Origin of the sequence: Enterocloster alcoholdehydrogenati (genome assembly GCF_013282095.1) — a bacterium.
In the GTDB taxonomy this organism is placed as follows: Bacteria; Bacillota; Clostridia; order Lachnospirales; family Lachnospiraceae; genus Enterocloster; species Enterocloster alcoholdehydrogenati.
On record NZ_BLTJ01000021.1, the window covers coordinates 1 to 19,358 of the forward strand.

At 46.2% G+C, this 19,358-nt stretch carries 32 protein-coding genes, 1 tRNA gene and 2 pseudogenes; 33 read left to right on the forward strand and 2 right to left on the reverse strand.

What is annotated here, in order from left to right; translation table 11 throughout:
• The 3 genes and pseudogenes from HW447_RS16780 to HW447_RS16790 form a co-directional block, all read left to right on the forward strand.
• Positions 1-563, forward strand: a pseudogene (locus tag HW447_RS16780) (hypothetical protein); the annotation flags it as partial.
• A gap of 118 nt (positions 564-681) precedes the next feature.
• Entirely contained in the window at positions 682-1,485 is an 804-nt protein-coding gene (locus HW447_RS16785; protein ID WP_243176331.1) for a DNA-methyltransferase, read from the forward strand.
• Positions 1,486-1,551: 66 nt separating this feature from the next.
• Positions 1,552-2,256 carry a DUF551 domain-containing protein gene (locus HW447_RS16790; protein WP_176256202.1) on the forward strand — a complete coding sequence of 235 codons (705 nt, stop codon included), beginning with the start codon at positions 1,552-1,554 and terminating at the stop codon, positions 2,254-2,256.
• Between the two features lie 15 nt (positions 2,257-2,271).
• On the opposite strand, the gene HW447_RS16795 is transcribed toward HW447_RS16790, so the two are convergent.
• The gene (locus HW447_RS16795) at positions 2,272-2,442 is read right to left on the reverse strand and encodes a DUF6774 domain-containing protein (protein WP_176256203.1); all 171 of its coding nucleotides are present in this window, start codon (positions 2,440-2,442) and stop codon (positions 2,272-2,274) included.
• A 70-nt stretch (positions 2,443-2,512) separates the two neighbouring features.
• Between HW447_RS16795 and HW447_RS16800 the strand changes: the two genes are divergently transcribed.
• The 30 genes and pseudogenes from HW447_RS16800 to HW447_RS16935 all read left to right on the forward strand — a co-directional run bounded on the left by HW447_RS16800 (position 2,513) and on the right by HW447_RS16935 (position 18,871).
• Positions 2,513-2,773 carry a hypothetical protein gene (locus tag HW447_RS16800; protein ID WP_176256204.1) on the forward strand — a complete coding sequence of 87 codons (261 nt, stop codon included), beginning with the start codon at positions 2,513-2,515 and terminating at the stop codon, positions 2,771-2,773.
• 22 nt (positions 2,774-2,795) lie between these two features.
• Positions 2,796-3,128: a hypothetical protein gene (locus HW447_RS16805; RefSeq protein ID WP_176256205.1), complete on the forward strand. Its 333-nt coding sequence runs from the start codon at positions 2,796-2,798 to the stop codon at positions 3,126-3,128.
• A gap of 19 nt (positions 3,129-3,147) precedes the next feature.
• Complete coding sequence (locus HW447_RS16810; protein WP_176256206.1) at positions 3,148-3,321, forward strand: DUF7167 family protein; 174 nt, start codon at positions 3,148-3,150, stop codon at positions 3,319-3,321.
• Positions 3,322-3,350: 29 nt separating this feature from the next.
• Positions 3,351-3,527, forward strand: coding sequence for a hypothetical protein (locus HW447_RS16815; RefSeq protein ID WP_176253283.1), 177 nt, complete (start codon positions 3,351-3,353; stop codon positions 3,525-3,527).
• Positions 3,528-3,550: 23 nt separating this feature from the next.
• Positions 3,551-4,036 (forward strand): hypothetical protein, encoded by a 486-nt coding sequence (locus HW447_RS16820; RefSeq protein WP_176256207.1) that lies wholly within the window; start codon positions 3,551-3,553, stop codon positions 4,034-4,036.
• 26 nt (positions 4,037-4,062) lie between these two features.
• Positions 4,063-4,209 carry a hypothetical protein gene (locus HW447_RS16825; protein WP_176256208.1) on the forward strand — a complete coding sequence of 49 codons (147 nt, stop codon included), beginning with the start codon at positions 4,063-4,065 and terminating at the stop codon, positions 4,207-4,209.
• Positions 4,210-4,315: 106 nt separating this feature from the next.
• On the forward strand, positions 4,316-4,723 hold the full coding sequence (locus HW447_RS16830) for a hypothetical protein (protein WP_176256209.1): 408 nt from the start codon (positions 4,316-4,318) through the stop codon (positions 4,721-4,723).
• 135 nt (positions 4,724-4,858) lie between these two features.
• Positions 4,859-4,931 (forward strand) — tRNA-Asn (locus HW447_RS16835).
• Positions 4,932-5,088: 157 nt separating this feature from the next.
• Positions 5,089-6,237, forward strand: a complete 1,149-nt coding sequence (locus HW447_RS16840) for an AAA family ATPase (RefSeq protein WP_176256210.1) — start codon at positions 5,089-5,091, stop codon at positions 6,235-6,237.
• A 5-nt stretch (positions 6,238-6,242) separates the two neighbouring features.
• On the forward strand, positions 6,243-7,010 hold the full coding sequence (locus HW447_RS16845) for an HNH endonuclease family protein (protein ID WP_176256211.1): 768 nt from the start codon (positions 6,243-6,245) through the stop codon (positions 7,008-7,010).
• A gap of 134 nt (positions 7,011-7,144) precedes the next feature.
• Complete coding sequence (locus HW447_RS16850; RefSeq protein ID WP_176256212.1) at positions 7,145-7,648, forward strand: hypothetical protein; 504 nt, start codon at positions 7,145-7,147, stop codon at positions 7,646-7,648.
• A gap of 61 nt (positions 7,649-7,709) precedes the next feature.
• On the forward strand, positions 7,710-8,066 hold the full coding sequence (locus HW447_RS18210; RefSeq protein WP_308464103.1) for a hypothetical protein: 357 nt from the start codon (positions 7,710-7,712) through the stop codon (positions 8,064-8,066).
• Positions 8,018-8,923: a PBSX family phage terminase large subunit gene (locus tag HW447_RS16855; protein WP_308464104.1), complete on the forward strand. Its 906-nt coding sequence runs from the start codon at positions 8,018-8,020 to the stop codon at positions 8,921-8,923. The genes HW447_RS18210 and HW447_RS16855 overlap by 49 nt, the downstream gene beginning before the upstream one ends.
• Positions 8,920-9,165, forward strand: a complete 246-nt coding sequence (locus HW447_RS16860) for a hypothetical protein (RefSeq protein ID WP_176256213.1) — start codon at positions 8,920-8,922, stop codon at positions 9,163-9,165. Before HW447_RS16855 ends, HW447_RS16860 begins: the two co-directional genes overlap by 4 nt.
• Positions 9,155-9,451 carry a hypothetical protein gene (locus tag HW447_RS16865; RefSeq protein WP_176256214.1) on the forward strand — a complete coding sequence of 99 codons (297 nt, stop codon included), beginning with the start codon at positions 9,155-9,157 and terminating at the stop codon, positions 9,449-9,451. The genes HW447_RS16860 and HW447_RS16865 overlap by 11 nt, the downstream gene beginning before the upstream one ends.
• A gap of 2 nt (positions 9,452-9,453) precedes the next feature.
• The gene (locus HW447_RS16870) at positions 9,454-10,314 is read left to right on the forward strand and encodes a hypothetical protein (RefSeq protein WP_176256215.1); all 861 of its coding nucleotides are present in this window, start codon (positions 9,454-9,456) and stop codon (positions 10,312-10,314) included.
• Between the two features lie 2 nt (positions 10,315-10,316).
• On the forward strand, positions 10,317-10,472 hold the full coding sequence (locus HW447_RS18055) for a hypothetical protein (protein WP_243176332.1): 156 nt from the start codon (positions 10,317-10,319) through the stop codon (positions 10,470-10,472).
• A gap of 21 nt (positions 10,473-10,493) precedes the next feature.
• Positions 10,494-11,739 (forward strand): annotated as a pseudogene (locus HW447_RS16875) (phage portal protein).
• Positions 11,736-13,235 carry a phage minor capsid protein gene (locus HW447_RS16880; RefSeq protein ID WP_176256216.1) on the forward strand — a complete coding sequence of 500 codons (1,500 nt, stop codon included), beginning with the start codon at positions 11,736-11,738 and terminating at the stop codon, positions 13,233-13,235. The pseudogene HW447_RS16875 and the gene HW447_RS16880 overlap by 4 nt, the downstream one beginning before the upstream one ends.
• Before the next feature lie 2 nt (positions 13,236-13,237).
• Positions 13,238-13,471: a hypothetical protein gene (locus HW447_RS16885; RefSeq protein ID WP_176256217.1), complete on the forward strand. Its 234-nt coding sequence runs from the start codon at positions 13,238-13,240 to the stop codon at positions 13,469-13,471.
• 235 nt (positions 13,472-13,706) lie between these two features.
• Complete coding sequence (locus tag HW447_RS16890; RefSeq protein ID WP_176256218.1) at positions 13,707-14,687, forward strand: DUF2213 domain-containing protein; 981 nt, start codon at positions 13,707-13,709, stop codon at positions 14,685-14,687.
• Positions 14,657-14,923: a hypothetical protein gene (locus HW447_RS16895; RefSeq protein WP_176256219.1), complete on the forward strand. Its 267-nt coding sequence runs from the start codon at positions 14,657-14,659 to the stop codon at positions 14,921-14,923. The genes HW447_RS16890 and HW447_RS16895 overlap by 31 nt, the downstream gene beginning before the upstream one ends.
• A complete protein-coding gene (locus tag HW447_RS16900) occupies positions 14,923-15,432 on the forward strand; it encodes a structural cement protein Gp24 (RefSeq protein ID WP_176256220.1) in 510 nt (169 codons plus the stop codon). Before HW447_RS16895 ends, HW447_RS16900 begins: the two co-directional genes overlap by 1 nt.
• 11 nt (positions 15,433-15,443) lie before the next feature.
• On the forward strand, positions 15,444-16,493 hold the full coding sequence (locus HW447_RS16905; RefSeq protein WP_176256221.1) for a DUF2184 domain-containing protein: 1,050 nt from the start codon (positions 15,444-15,446) through the stop codon (positions 16,491-16,493).
• Positions 16,494-16,517: 24 nt separating this feature from the next.
• Positions 16,518-16,802: a hypothetical protein gene (locus HW447_RS16910; RefSeq protein WP_176256222.1), complete on the forward strand. Its 285-nt coding sequence runs from the start codon at positions 16,518-16,520 to the stop codon at positions 16,800-16,802.
• A gap of 12 nt (positions 16,803-16,814) precedes the next feature.
• Positions 16,815-17,333: a DUF4054 domain-containing protein gene (locus HW447_RS16915; RefSeq protein ID WP_176256223.1), complete on the forward strand. Its 519-nt coding sequence runs from the start codon at positions 16,815-16,817 to the stop codon at positions 17,331-17,333.
• The gene (locus HW447_RS16920) at positions 17,323-17,724 is read left to right on the forward strand and encodes a hypothetical protein (protein WP_176256224.1); all 402 of its coding nucleotides are present in this window, start codon (positions 17,323-17,325) and stop codon (positions 17,722-17,724) included. Before HW447_RS16915 ends, HW447_RS16920 begins: the two co-directional genes overlap by 11 nt.
• Positions 17,725-17,728: 4 nt before the next feature.
• Positions 17,729-18,226, forward strand: a complete 498-nt coding sequence (locus tag HW447_RS16925; protein ID WP_176256225.1) for an HK97 gp10 family phage protein — start codon at positions 17,729-17,731, stop codon at positions 18,224-18,226.
• A complete protein-coding gene (locus tag HW447_RS16930) occupies positions 18,223-18,678 on the forward strand; it encodes a phage tail terminator family protein (protein ID WP_176256226.1) in 456 nt (151 codons plus the stop codon). Before HW447_RS16925 ends, HW447_RS16930 begins: the two co-directional genes overlap by 4 nt.
• Entirely contained in the window at positions 18,656-18,871 is a 216-nt protein-coding gene (locus HW447_RS16935; RefSeq protein ID WP_176256200.1) for a hypothetical protein, read from the forward strand. Before HW447_RS16930 ends, HW447_RS16935 begins: the two co-directional genes overlap by 23 nt.
• 31 nt (positions 18,872-18,902) lie before the next feature.
• On the opposite strand, the gene HW447_RS16940 is transcribed toward HW447_RS16935, so the two are convergent.
• A complete protein-coding gene (locus HW447_RS16940) occupies positions 18,903-19,328 on the reverse strand; it encodes a type II toxin-antitoxin system HicB family antitoxin (protein ID WP_176256227.1) in 426 nt (141 codons plus the stop codon).
• Between the last annotated feature and the right edge of the window lie 30 nt (positions 19,329-19,358).

The following is a 19,358-nucleotide window of genomic DNA, read 5'->3' on the forward strand; positions in this document are numbered from 1 at the left end:
AGATAGCCCCATTTTTGGTATCGAATAAGTGTTGCCTGTACATGAAAGAACAACCGTGTGAGAAGTGGGCAAAGAAACATAGCAGCCGGCCATTTTTGGGACTGATGGCATCGGAAGGTGGCCAGAGAGAAGAGGCACTTACAGAACACGGCTGCAACTATTTTGGCAAGGGAGTAATCCGATCTGCGCCATTTGCCCCGTTCCTGCGGCAGGATTTGTTGCAGCTGGCTCTTGATCTGAATGCTCCAGTACCGGAGATTTACGGGGAGATTGTCAGAAAAGTGGATGGAACCCTATACACCACAGGGGCACAGAGAACTGGATGCAGTATGTGCGGATTTGGAGTCCATATGGAGAAGAGGCCCCACAGGTTTGACCAGTTGCGTGTAAGAAATCCTAAGGAATGGGAGTTCTGGATGTACCGCTGCTGTACGGATCCGGAGACTGGCGAAAAGTTTGGTTGGGGCCGGGTGCTGGATTACATTGGAGTTGAATGGGAAAACGTACCAGACGGCGTAGATCTGCCTGGGCAGATGGATTTCTTTGCAGATGGATTCATTTGAGAAAATTAAGTTTTGAGAAAGGAGACCGGAGCGGTGGCCACCGTAATGGGATATCCCGGCTCTTTCTGGAAAAATGAAATACACAAAAAAAGTAAAATGTGAGATATACAGAGACAATATGCAGAATTACAAAAAATATGCAATCCCTCCAGCGCAGCTGATTATTGCGGATGTACCGTATAACGTAGGAAATAACTTTTATGGATCGAATCCAATGTGGTACAAAGGAGGGGATAACAGGAACGGGGAAAGCAAACTGGCGGGTAAGGCGGCATTTAACTCGGACTTCAATTTCAATCTTTTTGAGTATTTCCACTTTTGCTCAAAGATGTTAAAAAAAGATGATGTGAAACCGGTGCAGCGTGGCCGCAGCAGTGATAGCCCATGCATGATCGTATTTTGCAGTTTTGAGCAGATCCAGACATTGATTAAGGCAGCAGAAAAACATGGTTTTGTAAATTACATACCATTGGTTTTTTGTAAGAATTACAGCCCGCAGGTGTTAAAAGCAAATATGCGGATCGTAGGAGCGACAGAATATGCCCTTGTGCTGTACCGAGACCGGCTGCCAAAATTCAGAAACGGCGTGAGGACGGACGAGAACGGAAAGACGATTCCTGGAACAGGGCATATGGTGTTTAACTGGTTCCGCTGGGAGAGGGATGGGAAAGACATTCCGAAAATCCACCCGGCACAAAAGCCGGTAAAGGTGTTGAAAAATCTGATAGAAGTCTTTACAGATCCGGGAGATGTTGTGATTGACCCCTGTGCAGGAAGTGGAAGTACATTACGCGCGGCGTATGAGTTAGGGCGAAGTGCATATGGTTTTGAGATTGACCGTACTTTTTATCGAAGGGCAAAGACTGAAATGCTGGCCTGGGAGCCAGCTGATCAGATCAGTATGTTTGATACGATAAATTAAGGTTTAAGATCCAGAGGCTGCCGAAGGATCAATATAGACACCAGAATGATGATGGCGTTTTGAAGAGTGAGAGGAAGGAGAATAGCCATGGCTAAGATTTTGATGCAGGGAAAAGAAAGATTTATGTGCCCAGTATGTGAGAATGAGAGGATTGAGCCGGGGCAGAAATACTGCCAGATATGCGGTGAGGCACTTGAGTGGAAGGAGGAAGGCGAGAATGGAACGGGAAAAGAAATCATTCAAAACCACTTGACTAATGTTCCAGATGCAAATACCAGAAATATGGATGCTGATATCAAAGAAACAATAGAACTGTTAAGAGGAATGCAGAATCCGTTGCAAGATTATGCAGATATGGTTGGAACTCCTATATGGGCATATGGACATCGGTATGTATATCCTGATCCAGAGGACTATGCTATCGAGAAAGCAATAAGTGCCTTAGAAGAACAGAATAGGCACCGCTGGATCCCGGTGGAGGAGAGGCTGCCGAAGCTAGGAGAACCAGTCTGGGCGACTGTAAAACATTCTAAATGGATCAGCGATTATGACGCTGACTGGCTTCCAGAAGAGAAAAAGACATACCACCCAGAGAGCTATGGTGTGTATAAGGCAGAATATATAGGCGAAGGGATCTGGCAGTACTCCGATGATTATAACGAATGGGTATACTGTGATCTAGTGGAAAAAGAGAAAAGGAATCTGGCAAATGTGTATGACACAGTGACTGCCTGGATGCCGCTGCCGGAGCCATACCGGCCAGAGGAGTGAGTTTCTCCCAAGGAATTACTTGGTATCCTTGGGAGCACAGAGGGCCTGATGTGCAGCCATAGTGGCCAGAGAGTCACCGATCTGTACAAAAATGGAACTGATCAGGGCGATCTCTTCTGGAGACCTGTCATCGGCAATACAGCAGGCCAGAGCAGAAATCGTTACTGTAAGTTCACAAGAATCCATGATATCACCTCAGGATAGTATATGTGTTGATATCATGTATAGAACAGAGTTGAGATTTTGGAGGTTGAAGATGGAGAAAAGAGAAGCGATCCAGATATTGCAGGAGCATATCAGCACATACAAAAACCAGATCACAGATGGCGGCTGGGAACGCATGGTACGCGCGGGAATTGCTAGGGATAACATATATGAGAAACTGGCATTCCGCGCAGACGCAGAGAAACAGATCCAGGCGTATGAGATGGCTATTAAGGCGTTGGAGAACAGCGAGGCAGAGGAATGGGTGGACAGGTGCTATTTGGGGTCTCCGTGTCCGTACCAGCATAATTAAGGTTTGGGAGGCGATAAGCAGAATGAAAGAAGTAATTCTCAAAACAGCAGGGATGTTTGATGAATATGACCCGCAGGATAAGGATTATGAACTCTGGAAATCCATTTCCGAGTATATGGATGGAGAAACTGCACTGGTAATGGAGAGTGCGGCCAAGGATGGAAAATATGTCTTTTTAGGTTTAACTGATCGGGAAAAGGATAGGGAACTGTTTTACATGATGGAACAGGACAGTATGATTGGTAGATATATTGGTGCTAGGGAGTTATTTGAGGCAGAATGGGAAAAAGGAGATTATGAACCTGAAGGCTGCATTTGCTTGGAAAAGAAATACCTGGAGTTTCAGGAAAATTGAGATTTGGAGAGGATTAAATATGATAAAAGTAAAGGCTTTCGCAAATTATGGATTTGCAGGAACCAACATGGAATTTGAAGAAGAATTCGATGATAATACGACAGAGGAAGAAATTGAAGAATGCATGAGAGAATTGATTATGCAACAAGTTGATTGGTCATGGAAAAAGGTGGAAAAACAATGTGAATGCTGACACAGTTATATTAGCCTTTGGAGGAGAAGATGAAAAACATAGATCGCATAAAAAGCATGAGCGAAGAAGAACTGACGGAATTATTTCATGAAATTCCATTCGATTGTGCGGAAAGATGTCCTGATTTTGGGAATGGCTGCCTTGGAACGTGTACGCATGATGCTGGCCGGGATTTTATACGTGACTGGCTGAATGAAGAAAATTGAGATTTAAAGGAGGAGTAAAAACAATGGAAAAGTATTACATAGTTATGCCTGGTAATCCAATCTATAAAGAGTATATGGATTACAAGGTCATGTCGGAAAAGGTAAATACTGCGTTCGTGGAATTTGCAAAAGAACAGGGATTTGAAACGCATGAGTATTATCAATCGGCACAGCGCTTGTACATTTGCCCAACGGAAGGTGATGTGGATAAGTTTGGAAAGTATTTTAAGAAGGATACCCCTGGATTATTCAAGAAAAATTCTCCGCCTGCAAAAGCCTGGGTTAATAAATGTCAGGTGTTCGGATTGAAATCACCAAGCAAACCTAATTTGGCATTTGAATTCAGAATTTTCGGTCGGACAAGCAGTAGGCTGTTTATGGTAGGCGATGCTTTATATGCAAGCTTTAGAGCAGACTGTAATTTTGAAAACCCCGACGGATTTGAGGAAATAAAGGCAAGTGATTTTTTCAAAGTTATTGAGGATTATGAAGAAAGTTTAAAACACTAAACTGACATATAGCCCAGGAGGAAACAATGTGGCAGAAGAAAAATCCATACCTGGAATACGCCATAGCCCTGCTGCGGGGCCAGAAAGAAGGGATACATAATGGGGATTGTAAAAACGGAGGCCCAAAGGAAGGCGAACCGGCTGCGGAGAGAGCGGGCAGTAGCGGCCAGTGACGCAGAGGCGATCCGGGGGGCCGAAACTGGATGAGTGGTCAGCCCGGATGCCGGCCTATGCGTATACGTCATTATGCCCGGATGAGAAATACAGGAGGTGATACCGTTGGAAATGACAATAAAGCGCTTGGAAAGCTACAAGAGACTGATGCAGGAAATTGCGATCCTGAGGTGGGAACTGAATGAAATGAATACAACAGATGCAGGGCTGGGGAGCAGCGTCATAAAAGACTATAGTAAGGGCTTTGAACGTCCGCAGGCAGTGGTGGGCTTTGATGGTGAACGATATAGAAGAAAGCGCCAGCTTCTGGATCAGAAAGAGGCAGAAGCAGAAGAAATTAGAAAGTGGGTTGAGGCAATCGAGGATACGGCTACCAGGAAAGTATTTGAATATTTCTATCTGGATGGGCTGCCATGGAAAGAGGTTGCAAAAAGACTGGGGTATCGGGATAACCCAGACTATCCGAGACTATATATTCGGGATAAATACTTAAAAAGTTGTGGAATTAAGTAAAAACATCGTTTATATCGGAAATATCGTTTTATAATAAAATCCGAAGCCAAAGGCATACAGCCGACGGCTTTCGACCAATACCTCTTCATTGAGTACATGGCCCGGCGTAACAGCTGGGCCGCCCCACATTTTATTGGATCCTTAGCTCAGCTGGCAGAGCAGGTGGCTGTTAACCACCGTGTCACAGGTTCGATTCCTGTAGGATCCGTTAGCCTGGTTTAGGGATCTCCACCCAGACGTTCCAGGTGCAAGAGACATCCTAGAGATAGGGTGTCTTTTTGTGCTGTTAAGATTTTAAGTTGAATGAGAGGTAAAAAGGTGATACTATGATATCAACTATGTTGATTTTGGGTGGAGGACAAAAAATGAAAATCGAGAAATTGGACATAAGTGGTATAGGTGGAATAAAACAATTATCACTTACATTTAATCCAAGATTGAATGTAATTTGCGGTGAGAATGGCGTTGGAAAAACAACAATTTTAAACATTATTGCTGATGCTTTTGTTTACAATGAGAAAATTATAAAAAGAAATGCAGAAGTGCAAGAAGGGAAATATATTGCTAGATTTTCTGAATTCACTGAAAATAGAAAGGTGGTAGATTTTTTTCCGCATGAGAAAAAAGAATCGGTTACGCATTTGAAAGATGCAAAATTTGTAATGAATTTTCAAGCTAACCGAGAAATTAAATATTCTGGACTGTCTGCTATACCAAGCGATATGCAGTACGCAGATTATCAGATAGGAAATCAAGCTTCACTTGGTATTTCTTCAAAAGAGATCAAGGGATGGTTTGTAAATCGATGTCTATTTTCTAAACAAGAAAAGGGATTTACAAATGCAATGAAAAAGAATTTAGAGGAAGCTCAGAAGGCATTTGGGATTCTAGATGGAACTACGAGATTTGATTATATTGATCCACATACCAATGATATAATGCTGGAAACGACAAAAGGAACAGTGTTTTTTGAATATTTATCTTCAGGATACAAAACATGTATATACATTATTTTAGGGATTTTGAAAGAGATAGAATATAGATTCAAAGATCTTTCTCATAGTGATTTTGAAGGTATTATACTAATTGATGAAGTAGATATGCATTTGCATCCTCTATGGCAGGCAAAACTGTTGAAGACATTAAAAAGTATATTTGAGTCTGCTCAAATTATAGTAACAACTCATAGTCCGAGTATACTTCAGTGCATAGAGAAAGACGAAATTATTGCTATTGCTTTAGATGAGAATGGAAATACAAAACTTAAAGAGCTGAAATTAGGCGAATATGGACTACAAGGCTGGACATTGGAAGAAATTCTTAAAGATGTTATGGGAATGCCTAGTACAACTTCGGATGTGTATGCTAGTACAATTAAGGCATTTGACAAGGCAATGATGGATGAGAATATCCCAGAAATTAAGAAAAATTATGCTATTTTAGATAAAATGCTTCATCCTAATAGTACACTGAGAAGACTTTTACAAATCCAAATGGCAGGTATGGAGGAGTAGAAGTTATGATTAAGTTAATACGCCCAGATAAACCCATTGAACTAACTCCGGAAGTTGAAAATCAGTTGGTTAAGGAATTTAAAGAGAACGGAAATCCAGTTTGGAGAAAAAAGTATATTGTGGATACTTTGAAGAAAATGTCGCATGAAAAGTGCTGCTATTGTGAAGTAAAGCTAGGAACGCAGAGCAGAGAAATGCAAGTGGAACATTTTCTTTATAAAGATGGATATCCTGACGAGGTTGTATCTTGGGATAATTTATTACCATCATGTAGGCAGTGCAATTCGAACAAGGGAACGCATGATATTATAAAAGATGGTGAAATTATCAACCCATCTGTTGATGATCCAAGAGAATATTTGTATCTAAAACAATATATGATTAGAAGTAAAAATAATGATCTTGACAGTAAAGGAAGAAGGACTGTGGATCTATTAGACTTGAATAATCGATCAAGACTAGTGACCCCTAGAATTGAAATTGCAGACACAATGTGTAAGAAACTTGAAGACATACACGAGAAGGCAATTGCTCTTTCTAAAAGAACTGATGGAAAACAATATAATAAAACGAAGATATTAAATGGAATTCGCGATATTTTGTTAATGGCTCAGTCCGATGCAGAGTATAGTGCGTTTATGGCAACAATTATTATGACTGATGAAGATTTCATCGAAACAAAAAATATTTTAATTAAATTAAAATTGTGGAGTGAAGAATTGGATATGTTGTATAAAAATGCTGAAGTGCTAAAACTAGACACGAATAAGTGACTATATCATGTGACACAGAATCGAGCCGTCACCATGTGGCTCTTTTTCCATACCCAAAAAACGAAACGAATGAGAGGTAGCCCAGGCTGCCTCTTTTTGATTGCAAAAATTTAGCCAGATAGGAAGGTGAGGTGATGGCAAACAATGAAAACTTAGTGCCTTTTACAAGTAATCAAAGCCGTGAGGAAGCCGTGAAAAACGGAAGAAAAGGAGGCAAAGCATCTGGTGCGGCCCGCCGCAGAAAAGCAGACTTTCGGAAAACACTAAACGCTCTCCTTACGGCTGAAATAGATAGCCCAGAATGGACTCCGGTCCTGAATGCGTTGGGACTTGACAGTACGCTGGAATCAGCTGTTAATGCAGCTATGATACGGGAGGCACTGTCTGGTAATGTGAAAGCGTACATTGCTATCCGCGATACCCTGGGTCAGACTACCAAGTCAGAAGAGGATTTAGAGGAACAGAAGATCAGGACGGCAGCGGCCAAAGCAAAGGCAGGTCAGGAGGACGAAGAAGAGCCAGAAGATGATGGATTTATTGATGCATTTAATGATGCTACGGAGGATGACTGGTCTGATTCTGCAGATAAAGAAGAAACGGAGGATTTGAACAATAAAGAAGAAACGACCGATATTTAAGTTTCAAAAGTTCTCTCGGAAACAGCGTCAGGTTTTTACCTGGTGGGTAGATTCCAGTCCCGTGAAGGATAAGGATGGGATCATCGCAGACGGTGCGATCCGATCAGGAAAGACAGTCAGTATGTCATTGTCCTATGTGATGTGGGCCATGGAACGTCATGACGGCAAGAACTTTATTATGGCTGGAAAGACGATCAGTTCTTTCAAGCGTAACGTGCTGCAGAATCTTAAGCTGATGCTTACCAGCAGAGGATACCGCTGGGATTATCACATTTCTGGAGATCTTCCCAATATGCTGGAGGTCACAAGAAAAGGGAAGACAAATTATTTTTCATTTTTGGTGGAAAAGACGAAGGCTCTCAGGATCTGGTGCAGGGCATTACGGCAGCGGGCACCTTTTTTGATGAGGTTGCACTGATGCCGGAATCCTTTGTCAATCAGGCTACTGGCCGGTGTTCTGTGGAGGGCCGGAAATTTTGGTTTAACTGCAATCCAGCAGGGCCGATGCATTGGTTTAAGCTTAACTGGATCGATAAGTGCCGGAAGAAAAAACTTCTGTATCTGCATTTCACCATGGATGATAACCTGAGTTTATCAGAAGAGATTAAGGCCCGGTACCGCGGTATGTATGCCGGTGTATTCTATCTACGCTATATCAAGGGGCTGTGGAAAGCCGCTGAGGGCCTGACCTATACCATGTTCACAGATGACGATCTGTATACAGATGATCAGCGCCCGATGGGCTTGAAAAGCACAGCGATTCGGAGCATAGCAGTGGATTACGGTACTACGAATCCCTGTGTATTTCTGGATATCTGGGACGATGGGCAGACGCTATGGGTTGATCGAGAATATCGGTGGGACAGCCGATCGGAAGAAGCCAGACGCAGCCCCAATCCTCAGAGAACAGATTCCCAGTATGCGGATGATATGGCAGAGTTCATGGGAAATAGGCCAGAGGAACAGTGTGAGATCATTGTAGACCCCTCTGCTGCCTCCTTTATAACCGAACTGCAGGGGCGTGGCTATTATGTGAAACCGGCAGACAATGAGGTAATAGATGGGATTCGCATTGTATCCACTCTTCTGGCTAAGAGGAATATCCGGATCAATCGCAGGTGTAATGGACTAATTGCGGAAATGCAGTCCTATGTGTGGGACGATAAGGCTGCCGAACGTGGTGAGGAGAAACCGGTAAAACAGCAGGATCATGGGCCGGATGCTCTCCGGTACTACTGCAAGACAAAACTACCAAAATGGAGGATAGCGTCATGAGCAAAGAAGAAAAGAATGATATTCCGTACGGATATGAACAGATCACATATTCCCGATGCGGGGACAGTGAAGTGTTGGAGATCCTTCGGCCTGCTCCTGGCAATGCGGGACAGGTATCTATGACATTATCGCCGAATATTAGAGTGAACTTTGAAACAGAGAGTAGTATTTCCGTTTCAGATATAGTGAATAGACTGAAATGGGTATTGAAAGAGCAGATGGAGGGAGAAAATGATCTTTGACGTAAGAACAATATCTACGCTGGAAGGAAATAAAGTTACGGTTCTTTTGGAAGGGATTACAAAAGAGGTATTAGTAAAAAATTTCGGACAAAATGATATATATGTTTCTGCATCATCCGACGTATCCCCGGGGGCAAAGGGAACGATCAGAATTCTGCCAAATGCCGCACAGCTTGTTACGGTTAATGTTTTGGCATCGGGGACGGGGATGACATTCAACACGTTGTATGTGTATTCAACAGCGGCAGAGGAAAACAGCGTTGAAATTCAAAGGATTAAGTGGTGAGTATGGATAGATTAGGAAAAGATATGATCATTGGTATGGGATATATCGGATTGGATCCCGGTCGTCTGTACCGTATGCATCGAGGTCCTAAGCTGATTGACGCTGTTGTCACCGGCACGGACATCACCATCAAGGACGCCGCCGAGGGCCGGGCGTTTAAGGGGCTGCGGGTGTTTGGGCGGACGGATCAGAAGGGAACGCCAAGCCCGGAAACTCCGCAGGAGATGGAGACGGCGGGGGAGAGCGGAAACCTCGGCGTGGCAGTATCTGACGGTGCAGATCGCTCCCAGTCCCTTACGCTGTCCACTCCAAACGGCCTTCCAGGGATCCCGGTATCATCCGGCGGCAACTATACAGATGCCAAGGGCCAGCAGTGGGTATGCGATGAGATCGATCTTGGGCGAGGGAAGTATGTGCAGCGGGTAGCAGCCGAAAGCATAAGCGGCGGCTGGAAGTTGGTGGATACTTCAGACGTACCAGGAAGATTTATCCAAAATAACCGTGTGTCCAATGCATATGCAAATGGAGGGAAAACCGCACTATGTACTATTGCAGCGTGGACAAATTATGGCGTAAGTAAAGGGGATAATAGATATGTGTTCGCGGTAAGTGGTACTGCGTTTTATATATCTCCACCATCGGATGTATCCATGACAGCGGACGAACTTAATGCAAAGCTTAATGCATTAAAAGATCCTGTGGTTATACTGGGGCAGCTTGCCGCCCCCATCGAACGCGGCCTCACCCCGGAAGAGATCGCCGCCTACAAGGCCCTTCGGACGTACATCCCGACTACGGTTGTGAGCAATGACGCGCGGGTGTGGATGGAAGTAGGATATGAAGCAGAGAGGAAGGAAACTTAATTATGTCTAAAAACAGGAACACCCGCCGCACGCGGGCAGATACAACACAGGCACCCACCGCAACGATGGATGCCTTTTCTAATCCTGCCGCCCGGATTGGTTTCGGTACCATGGATCTTTTGCAGGCAACAGAATACCCCTTGACACGTATGACCTAGAATTACCAGCTCCTGACCAGCTTGTACCGGGACAACTGGATTGTTCAGAATATTGTATCTACTATCCCTAATGATATGGTTCGCAAATGGTATGAGATCAAGTCCAGAATTGCCCCAGAATATATAGACCAGATGGCCAGGCTGGAACGGACCACTCAGCTACGAAAGAAATTGCTGACAGGGCTGTGCTGGGGAAGGCTGTACGGCGGTGCGGTTGGAGTAATTCTTATCAGGGGACAAAATGATATGTCCTTGCCCCTGGATCTGGACAGTGTGATGCCTGGGAGTTTCCTGGAACTACAGATTCTGGATCGATGGAGTGGTGTGTATCCAGAAAGCGATGTGGTATCAGATCCGTCAGATCCTGATTTTGGTCTGCCTGATTATTATATTATTCGGGATGAGATTACCGGGCAAACTGTTGTGCGTGTGCATCACAGCAGAGTTGTCCGTTTTATCGGCCGGGAGCTTCCGTGGCTGGAGCAGGTGGCAGAGCAGTATTGGGGAGAATCGGAGCTGGAAGCGATATACAATGAGATTGTCAAGCGTGACAATCCGTGCCAATATCAATTATCTGGAGGCGGACGGCCTGGATCAGCTTCTTGGGACTGCAAATACAGAGATGCAGCGCCGGTTTTGGAATTTGATGCAGGCACAGGCAATCCTGGAAAGCAACTTCGGCACCCGTATTATCAATAAGGGTGACGCCATGCACAATGTACAGTATACGTTTACAGGCCTGGCAGATGTGTATGATAGAGTGATGATGGATGTAGCAGGAGCAGCCAGAACGCCAGTGACGAAACTGTTTGGGCGATCACCGGCAGGAATGAACTCTACCGGCGAATCCGATATGCGTAATTATTACGACTATATAGATGGATTGAGGGAAACTGATTTCCGGGCGATCATAGAAAGGCTGCTGCCTATCATGGCGGTGTCAGCCTGGGGGCAGATACCAGATGATCTGGAGATTGACTTCCCGCCGATGCAGACCCCAGATGCCAGAGAAACGGCAGAGATCGCCGAACGCAAGACAAATGCAGTCCTGGCAGTGTACCAGAATGACCTGATCGACGCTGCCACGGCGCAGCAGGAACTCCAGATGCTGACCGAGGAAACCGGAATGTTTGGCAAAATCACGGATGAAAGCATTGAGGCGGGCAGAGGCCAGACTTACAGCAGTTCCAAGGCCATGCAGGATCCGATAATGGGGTTGGAACTGCCGCGGGAACCGGATGACAGGAGTGAGGAGGAGCTTGAATGACAACGCAGATGAAGATCCTTCCACCGGATCGGGCAGATGTGACAGCCTTTATGCGTATGCTGTTTTTGCGGACAGAGAGGGAGATCATAAATGCGATCAACCGTAAGCGTGGGGCGGGCCATGTGGATTATGCAGAGGTAGCCGCTCTGGAACGGGTTCAGAGGATTCTCCAGAACATGGTAGATGAATCCTGGGCATATGTGCCTACAATGATCGAAAAGATATTCTACCATTCGGATAAGGATGCTTCCGGCTACGCTAATGCACGAAGGATGACTGAGACATTCTCAGCGCCTCAGATTGCCATTATACAGCAGTTGACCGATAATCTGCTTGGAGAGATCGCGGAGGTGTCGGAAACCGTTTATAAAAGCGTGCAGACAGTCTACACAATTGCAAGACTGGAGGCTGATCCCTTCCGGGAAACAGCGCTTAAGCAGGTTTTACGCCAGGAGGCAGCAGGCGCCCCATGGATTAACAGCAGTCAGGCTATGGTACAGGAGATGCAAAACAAGGGAATTACCGCTTTTGTGGACAAGGCAGGGCGCAAATGGTCCTTGCAGAGTTATGGGAATATGGCTGTCCGCACAACTGCCCATCAGGCAGAGGTGGCAGCCCTCCTCACAGCGGATGACTATGACCTGTGGCAGATCGCAAAAGTTGGCAGTACCTGTAAGGTATGCGCAGCGCTTGAGGGACGGGTGTACAGTAAAAGCGGGACAAATCCAGATTACCCGCCCTTGTCTCTGGCTTTCGGGAAGGTGGATCCAGATGGATCGGACGATCTGACCAATACCTACTTGAATATCCATCCAAATTGCCTCCATTCATTTATTAAGTATACGACCATAGGAAAAACAGAGAGGCAGATCCAGAAGGATAAGGATTTCTCTGACCCTGAAAAGAATCCTATCAATCGGGATCCTCGCACAAAGAAACAGATTAAAGCATATCGTGAGAAGGAGCGGAATCGGCAGAGGCTCCTGCAGGATAAGAGGCAGCATAGGGAGTACCGGGCAGTATTGGGAAATGAAGTGCCGAAAGACTTTGAAAAATTCAGGGAAATGAAGTATACTAAAGGTGAAAGGTTTGAAGCGCTCAGGAAAAGAGTTTCAAATCATGAAAAGTCCCGTAATTTCAAAGAGAAATTAAGGAATGGAGAAATCATCACAGCTGTAAGAAACGTGAAGCAGCAGGAGCACATTCAGGGAACGAAGAAGTGGAAACAGCGGGTACGTTCTGATCTGGAAACGAAAGGTACGGCCCCGGATATGTTTTACAAAAATATGGATATCCAGAAGCTGATGGATGAATATTCCGGGACTGGGGAATTTGATTTTCGCAAGAATCAGCAGTACCCGATTGAATTTATCAGTGCGAAGGAGCCTATCGGAAAATATTTTAATCTTGGAAAAGGCAGATACGAAGAAACAAAGCGTTTTGCTATTCGGTATTCAGGTAAGGGGGTACACCTGCATCCGGTAAAGGAGGTTTGATCATGTGTCGGGCAAAGATTTCGCCGAATTTAAAGAAAATATTCGAAAAAGGTGAGCGGGGAGAGAAATTAACGCTGTTACTAACAGATGGAAGACGGATTGAATGTAGGTTCGAGATGCTTACATACGCCAACAAATCAGACACCGATGACACAGATGTTATGGTTGCTCGGATAAAATACGGAGACGGCAGCGGAGAACTGCTGGCGGAAGAAGATATCAAAGAAATCTTGTAATACCACTGGTTTTGTACTGGTGGTATTTTTTGTACCATTCTTAAGGTTGTGCGACGTCGCAACAGGAAGGAGCAGCAATAAGAACACTGAGCAAATGGAGAAATTGGCTGAAACGGTTGTTTTTCTGGGCAAAGCCTGGTTGTGAACATCGGTATCGAAAGCACTGGTGCCGCCATCAAGGCCCTTATGGCGGATATGTGCAGAGATGTACTAAATGCGGAAAGGAAACAGAAAGATGCTTGCATATTATGGATACACCGTAAGTCCGAACCAGATTGAAACTGGCGAGGGCTTTTTGATTTGCAGAAATGTCCCGATTGCCCGCACTGGTGATCAGGAATATCTGGGGCGTGAACTGGGGCTTTCGGGGGCTGATGCGGAAAAAATAGTTGTTGTCCATCGGTATCCGGAGGAAGTGTTTTCTGATGCAGCCCTTGCAAGTTTTGAAGGGAAACCGACTACAGATGACCATCCACCGGAACTTCTTACCCCGGACACGGCAAGTATGTATGAAAAGGGCCATGCCCAGAACATACGAAAAGGAACCGATGAATGGGAGGGTTATGTAATTGCGGATCTGCATATTCATGACCGAGGACTGATTGACGCGATCCAACGGGGAAAACGGGAGATCAGTTGTGGTTATGAGTGCGAATATGTTTCAGATGGATCCGGGGCATTCAGCCAAAAGAATATACGAGGGAATCACATTGCGGTCGTGAACCGGGGAAGAGCCGGGAAACGGGCCGCGATTTTAGATTCAAATACAGTTAAAAAAGATCAGGCCAAACGGCCGGAAAGGAAAGCTATGAAAAAGAAAGGGTTATTTTTTAAGATCTTCGGACAGGCCGTAAAGGATAAAAGCCCGGAAGAGATTGAGCAGCTGGCTATGGATGCGGCAGATGCATTCGGGGAAGAGGATACTGGCACGGGAGATGGAGGAGAACCAGAAAAAGATGGGAATACTGGCACCGCTCAGACGGTACAGGATGCCGCTTTCTTAACTGCCCTGGATCAGAAGGTGGATAAGCTGTTAAGTCTGTTCGACGAAGCGGCAAAGGAAAAGCCGGAAGATGATCCCATGGATGTGGCTATCAAGGAGCTGGAGGGAGAAGATGAAGAAGGCGAGGAAAAGAAAGAGGCAAAGGTATACCGGCAGGAGGAGAAGATAAAAAGGCGCCGGCCGTGGATAAAGCTCTGGCTGCTGCTCTTTTAAAGGCTGCAAGGCCCGCCGTAGCCGCTATCAAAGACGAGAAAGAACGTAAGGCAGTATCTGATGCACTGATTGCCTGTGTGACAGGATCGGGAGCCGATGGAGATATCGCAAAGCTCATGAAGGCGGCCCAGCATAACGCACAGAACGCAGCAGATCATAAACAGGCTACGGATTTAAGTGCTTTGCAGAGTGCATACGACCAAATGAACCCACACAAGAATGGAGGTACACAGTAATGAGAGGACAGACAATCGGAAAGACAATGCCCCACGGATATGCCGGTAGTTATTCTGGGCAGCCTGATATGATCGTGGATTCCCATCCGCTGGAGGGGAATGTAGCCGTAGCTTTTGGACAGGCTCTGATTTACGGGACGGCAGGAGCGGTAGTTCCCTTTGGAGCAGATGGCACAGCGGCGAAGTTTGCAGGTGTGGCGGCCAGGGAAATCAAATCCGCTACGGATTACCTGGGTCAGAATACAGGGGCATACCAGCCGGGAGAGGCCGTGTCTGTATTCAAGCGTGGCCGCATCAATGTGATTTGTCAGAAAGGAAACCCTGCTTTTGGGGGAAAGGTATATATCCGGACAAAAGCGAATGGAAGTTACCCCAACGCCAAGGTAGGGGGATTTGAGGCAGAGGAGGGCACCACGAATACAGTAGAATTGACAAATGCTCAATGGAGAGGCAGTGCCGATGCAAACGGTGTGGCAGAACTGAGTATTTTAACAATGATCAACGCATAAGGAGGAGTAAAATGGCATTTCAGAACGTAGGTACAATGGATTTAGGTATGCAGGTGGCGCGTGGCGCTGGTGGGGCTACCACCGGAGGAAACGCAGCCCGTATGACAATGGATGCCGCCGGGATCGCTTCTGGACAGGCATTTTTAACATCAGAGCTGGAAAAAAGAGATACGTTGGTAAGGACCCCTCTTACCAGTGTTACTTATGCCAGAGATATTCCTATGAGGGTAGGCGGCGGCTGGGCTGAATTTGTGAGTGCTATGCAGGTGGGATACGGCACCGCCGGAGGCTCCGGCGATAACCTGCACCATGCCGGAGGAGCAAACGGTATCCCCATGATTCAGGCGAATTTCGAGAAAGGCCTGTACAAATCCCATATGGTGGCAATGGGAACCCGGGTGATGTGGATTGATATGCAGCGGGGAAACATGACAGGACGTAATCTGGACAGCCTGCTCCGGGATGGCCTGCGCCTGACATACGATAAGCATATGGAGGAAAATACATATGCAGGATTCAAACGCTATGGCACAACAGGTCTGTTGAATAATGCTGATGTGACAATCACCAGCGCGGCGTCTACTGGGACGTCTGGTGGAACAACTTTTAGGAGCAAGACGCCAGACCAGATTCTGGATGATATCAATACGGCGATTCTGGCAGCCTGGGAGGCGGCAGAATATGACCGGGACGCAATCCCCAACCATATCATTATGCCGTATGAGCAGTTTAACTATCTGGCAGTTACAAGGGTAAGTGATCTGGCCGAAAAGACAATCCTTACATTCCTGCTGGAAAACAACGTGGCAAAACAGAATGGTGTAGATCTCTTCATCGGCGCAACCTCCTGGTGTAAGGGAGCAGGAGCCGGAAAAAAGGACCGAATGGCAGTGTACTGCAATAAGGAGCGCTATCTTGCCATGGATGAGCTTGCACCGCTGACCCGTGCCATGACAGGGTCAAACACAGAACATTTCTGCTATGACACAGCGTACGCGGCAAACGTGTCTGAAACAGAGGTATTTTACGATCAGACCATGCTGTATGTAGATGGAATTTAAGGGAGGTAGTGAAGGATGTTTATCATGTCAAAAAACAGGTTCCTTATTCCTCGGGAAAACAATGATCCATATGTGATTCCCAAAGATTATATCGGAGAGATTCCCTCGGATGTGGCTGATCACTGGCTCATCCAGGCTGCAGTTCAGTCCGGTATGATTGCAACGCCTCAGGGAAGTAAGGATAAACAGTTAGAGGCTGCGGATGAGGCTGCTGCGGATAAGGCAGATACAGCAGATATCCGCCCGGATGCAAAAGAAGATCTTGCAGAAGATGAAAAGGCTACCGGAAAGAGAAACTCAAAGAAATAAGGAGGCGATGGTATGGGGCCAATCTATGATGCGTTTTATAATGCGAAAATCACAGCGGCAAATGTTCCGCAGCCAGGAGAGCAGGGATCCTATACCATGTCTGCTTTCCTGGAGGATTTCCCGCAATTCTGCCTGGAGCATAAGACAATCGGAAACGAAGAGACGCAGCGCAAATGTCTGGTGCCGGAATCTGTGCTGCAGGTATTTGTGGAACAGGCGAATGACAGCGTACTGCCGTCCCGCTGGGGAAGTATGTGGAGGTATGCGGCAGGGCTTTATGTGGCACATTTTTCGGCTATGTATCTTAAGACCTATGCCCCGGCATCTCAAAACGCTGGACAGGCAGCAGGCAATGCCGAGCAGAAAGGCGTGGTCAAGACGGTCGCTATGGGAGACACCTCGGTTAGCTATGATAACAGCGCTGTGACAGCTGGGACCGAAAAGTGGGGGAGCTGGAATGCTACACAGTATGGTTCGCAGCTGGTGACGATGGCCCGAATGGTGGGAATGGGAGGTATGTATGCTGTTTGATAATCCTATTTTTGCCGGATGGTACACAGACACCGTTGATATTTACAGAGTTTTGTCCCGGAAAGACGGGAATATGACCCGACAGGAGAGGCAGAAGGTAAATCAACTTCCTGTTTCCTGCCGGGTATACAGTCCGAAAAAAGACGGTCCTGCAATGACCGATAATGCAGCCAGGGAACGGTCGGTGGAGAAACTGGCCTGTGACCTAACGGTGGATATCCGGGCAGGGGATGAGCTGCTGGTGATCCGGGGAGGATCGCTGGGACACGCAAACCAGCCGGAGCGGTATGTTGCCGGAGCGCCGGTGGCATATTACGATCCGGTAGGTGGTGGAATGACCGGATTGGAGCATAAAGAGGTTGGTCTGTTAAAAGACAATATTGTGAGGTGATTCTATGTCAAGCTTTGGCTCTCAGATGAGAAAACGCCTGGATGAGCTGCGCAGGGCCGGACAGGATGTGCCTAAGATCATGGCAGAGGTGGTGGAAGGTGCTACCATTGAGGCTGTACGGGTGGCAACAGAGAATACGCCGCCCAATGACGGGACGATCGCCGGGACAAATATGCGATCGGGCGAGATGGCACAGCATTGGGCTACGGACAGTCAGATAACTCCAATAATCATGGGGAGGAGTGTGCGGACAGAATTGAGCAACTATATGCAGTATGCCTCTTATGTGAATGATGGCCACCGGGTGGATAAACATTTTGTACCAGGTTTGATAAAGAATGGTTCTTTGCTGGAACGGTCACCGAATGGTTCCGGCGGTCTTATGGTCGGAACAAAGACCACCTATGTGAAAGGAAAATACATGAAACAGAAAGCAAACGGCAAATACCGGGACGTGGTACGGACGGAACTGGATAAACGGGTAAGGGAGGCGTTCAAATGATTTTTTCATTGGGTCATATTGTAGATAGCCTTGCGGGTGTCCTTACTTCCAGATACCCGGTTTATCCGGTTTATGACAGCCCTAATCCGCAGGGCACAGAACCACCCTGCTTTTTCATCTTCTTCATGCCCTCTACCATAGAGGGACAGATAGGAGAGAGGTTCTTACGTGACCTGGGTGTGGATATTGTGTTTGTGCAGGAGCGCAACATCATCAATGCCAATGCTGAGATTCTTCAGATTGCGGATTATCTGGATATGGCGCTGGAATTGTTCCCTTATTCGGATGGGGGTGATGAGACGGCGTGGATCCGAACACATGAGAGGCAGTGGCAGACGGAGGATGGGGAACTGCATTATCAGTTCCATATCAAGGAACGGGTGCGGCTGCCAGAGGAAGAAAATCCGATGCAGGAAATGGAGGAAAGTTATGGCATCAAAGACGATAAATAAAAGTGCAGCGTCCAAGCCTTCTGTTGCGACGTCGCACAAAAAAGAAGAGCAGAAATATCCGACTGGCAAACTACTGAAAAGTAAGCATCTGGCTGGGTACCAGCGGGATTTTGTCAGGGTGATTCTGACAGAACCGGAATACACCATTGAAGAAGCGAAAAAGCTTCTGGATGAAAAATTAAAAGACAAGTAAAAAAGCCGCCCATTTAGGACAGCTTTAAGGATTATGTCCGGAGTTTTGCAAGTAGGGCTTCCTGAAGGGTTTGAGAAAAATTGATTCCCTGTTCCAGAGCAGCTTTGTTTAACCATGCTGGAATGGACAGGGTCTTTTTTACGGATTTCTCAAAATGCTCTTTTGCATAAGCTTCCACATCCACAGACACCATATTAACGAATGCTTCGCAGGGAGGAGAATCTGGATCCAATTCTTTTGCAATAGCTTGAGGATCAATATCTGACAATCCAGATGGTTTGGGAAGAGTTTCGTTATCTCTTTTGCAAGTATGAATATAACCAGCGAGACAGTCAATGGCCATTTCCATGGCTTCTTGGAGTGTATCGCCCTGAGTGGCAAGCCAGTTAAGATCTGGAAAAATGACAGAATAGCCATTTCCTTCCTTGAAAAAACAAGCTGGGTACACGGATAACATATATATACCTCCTAAAATTATTTGAGAAGG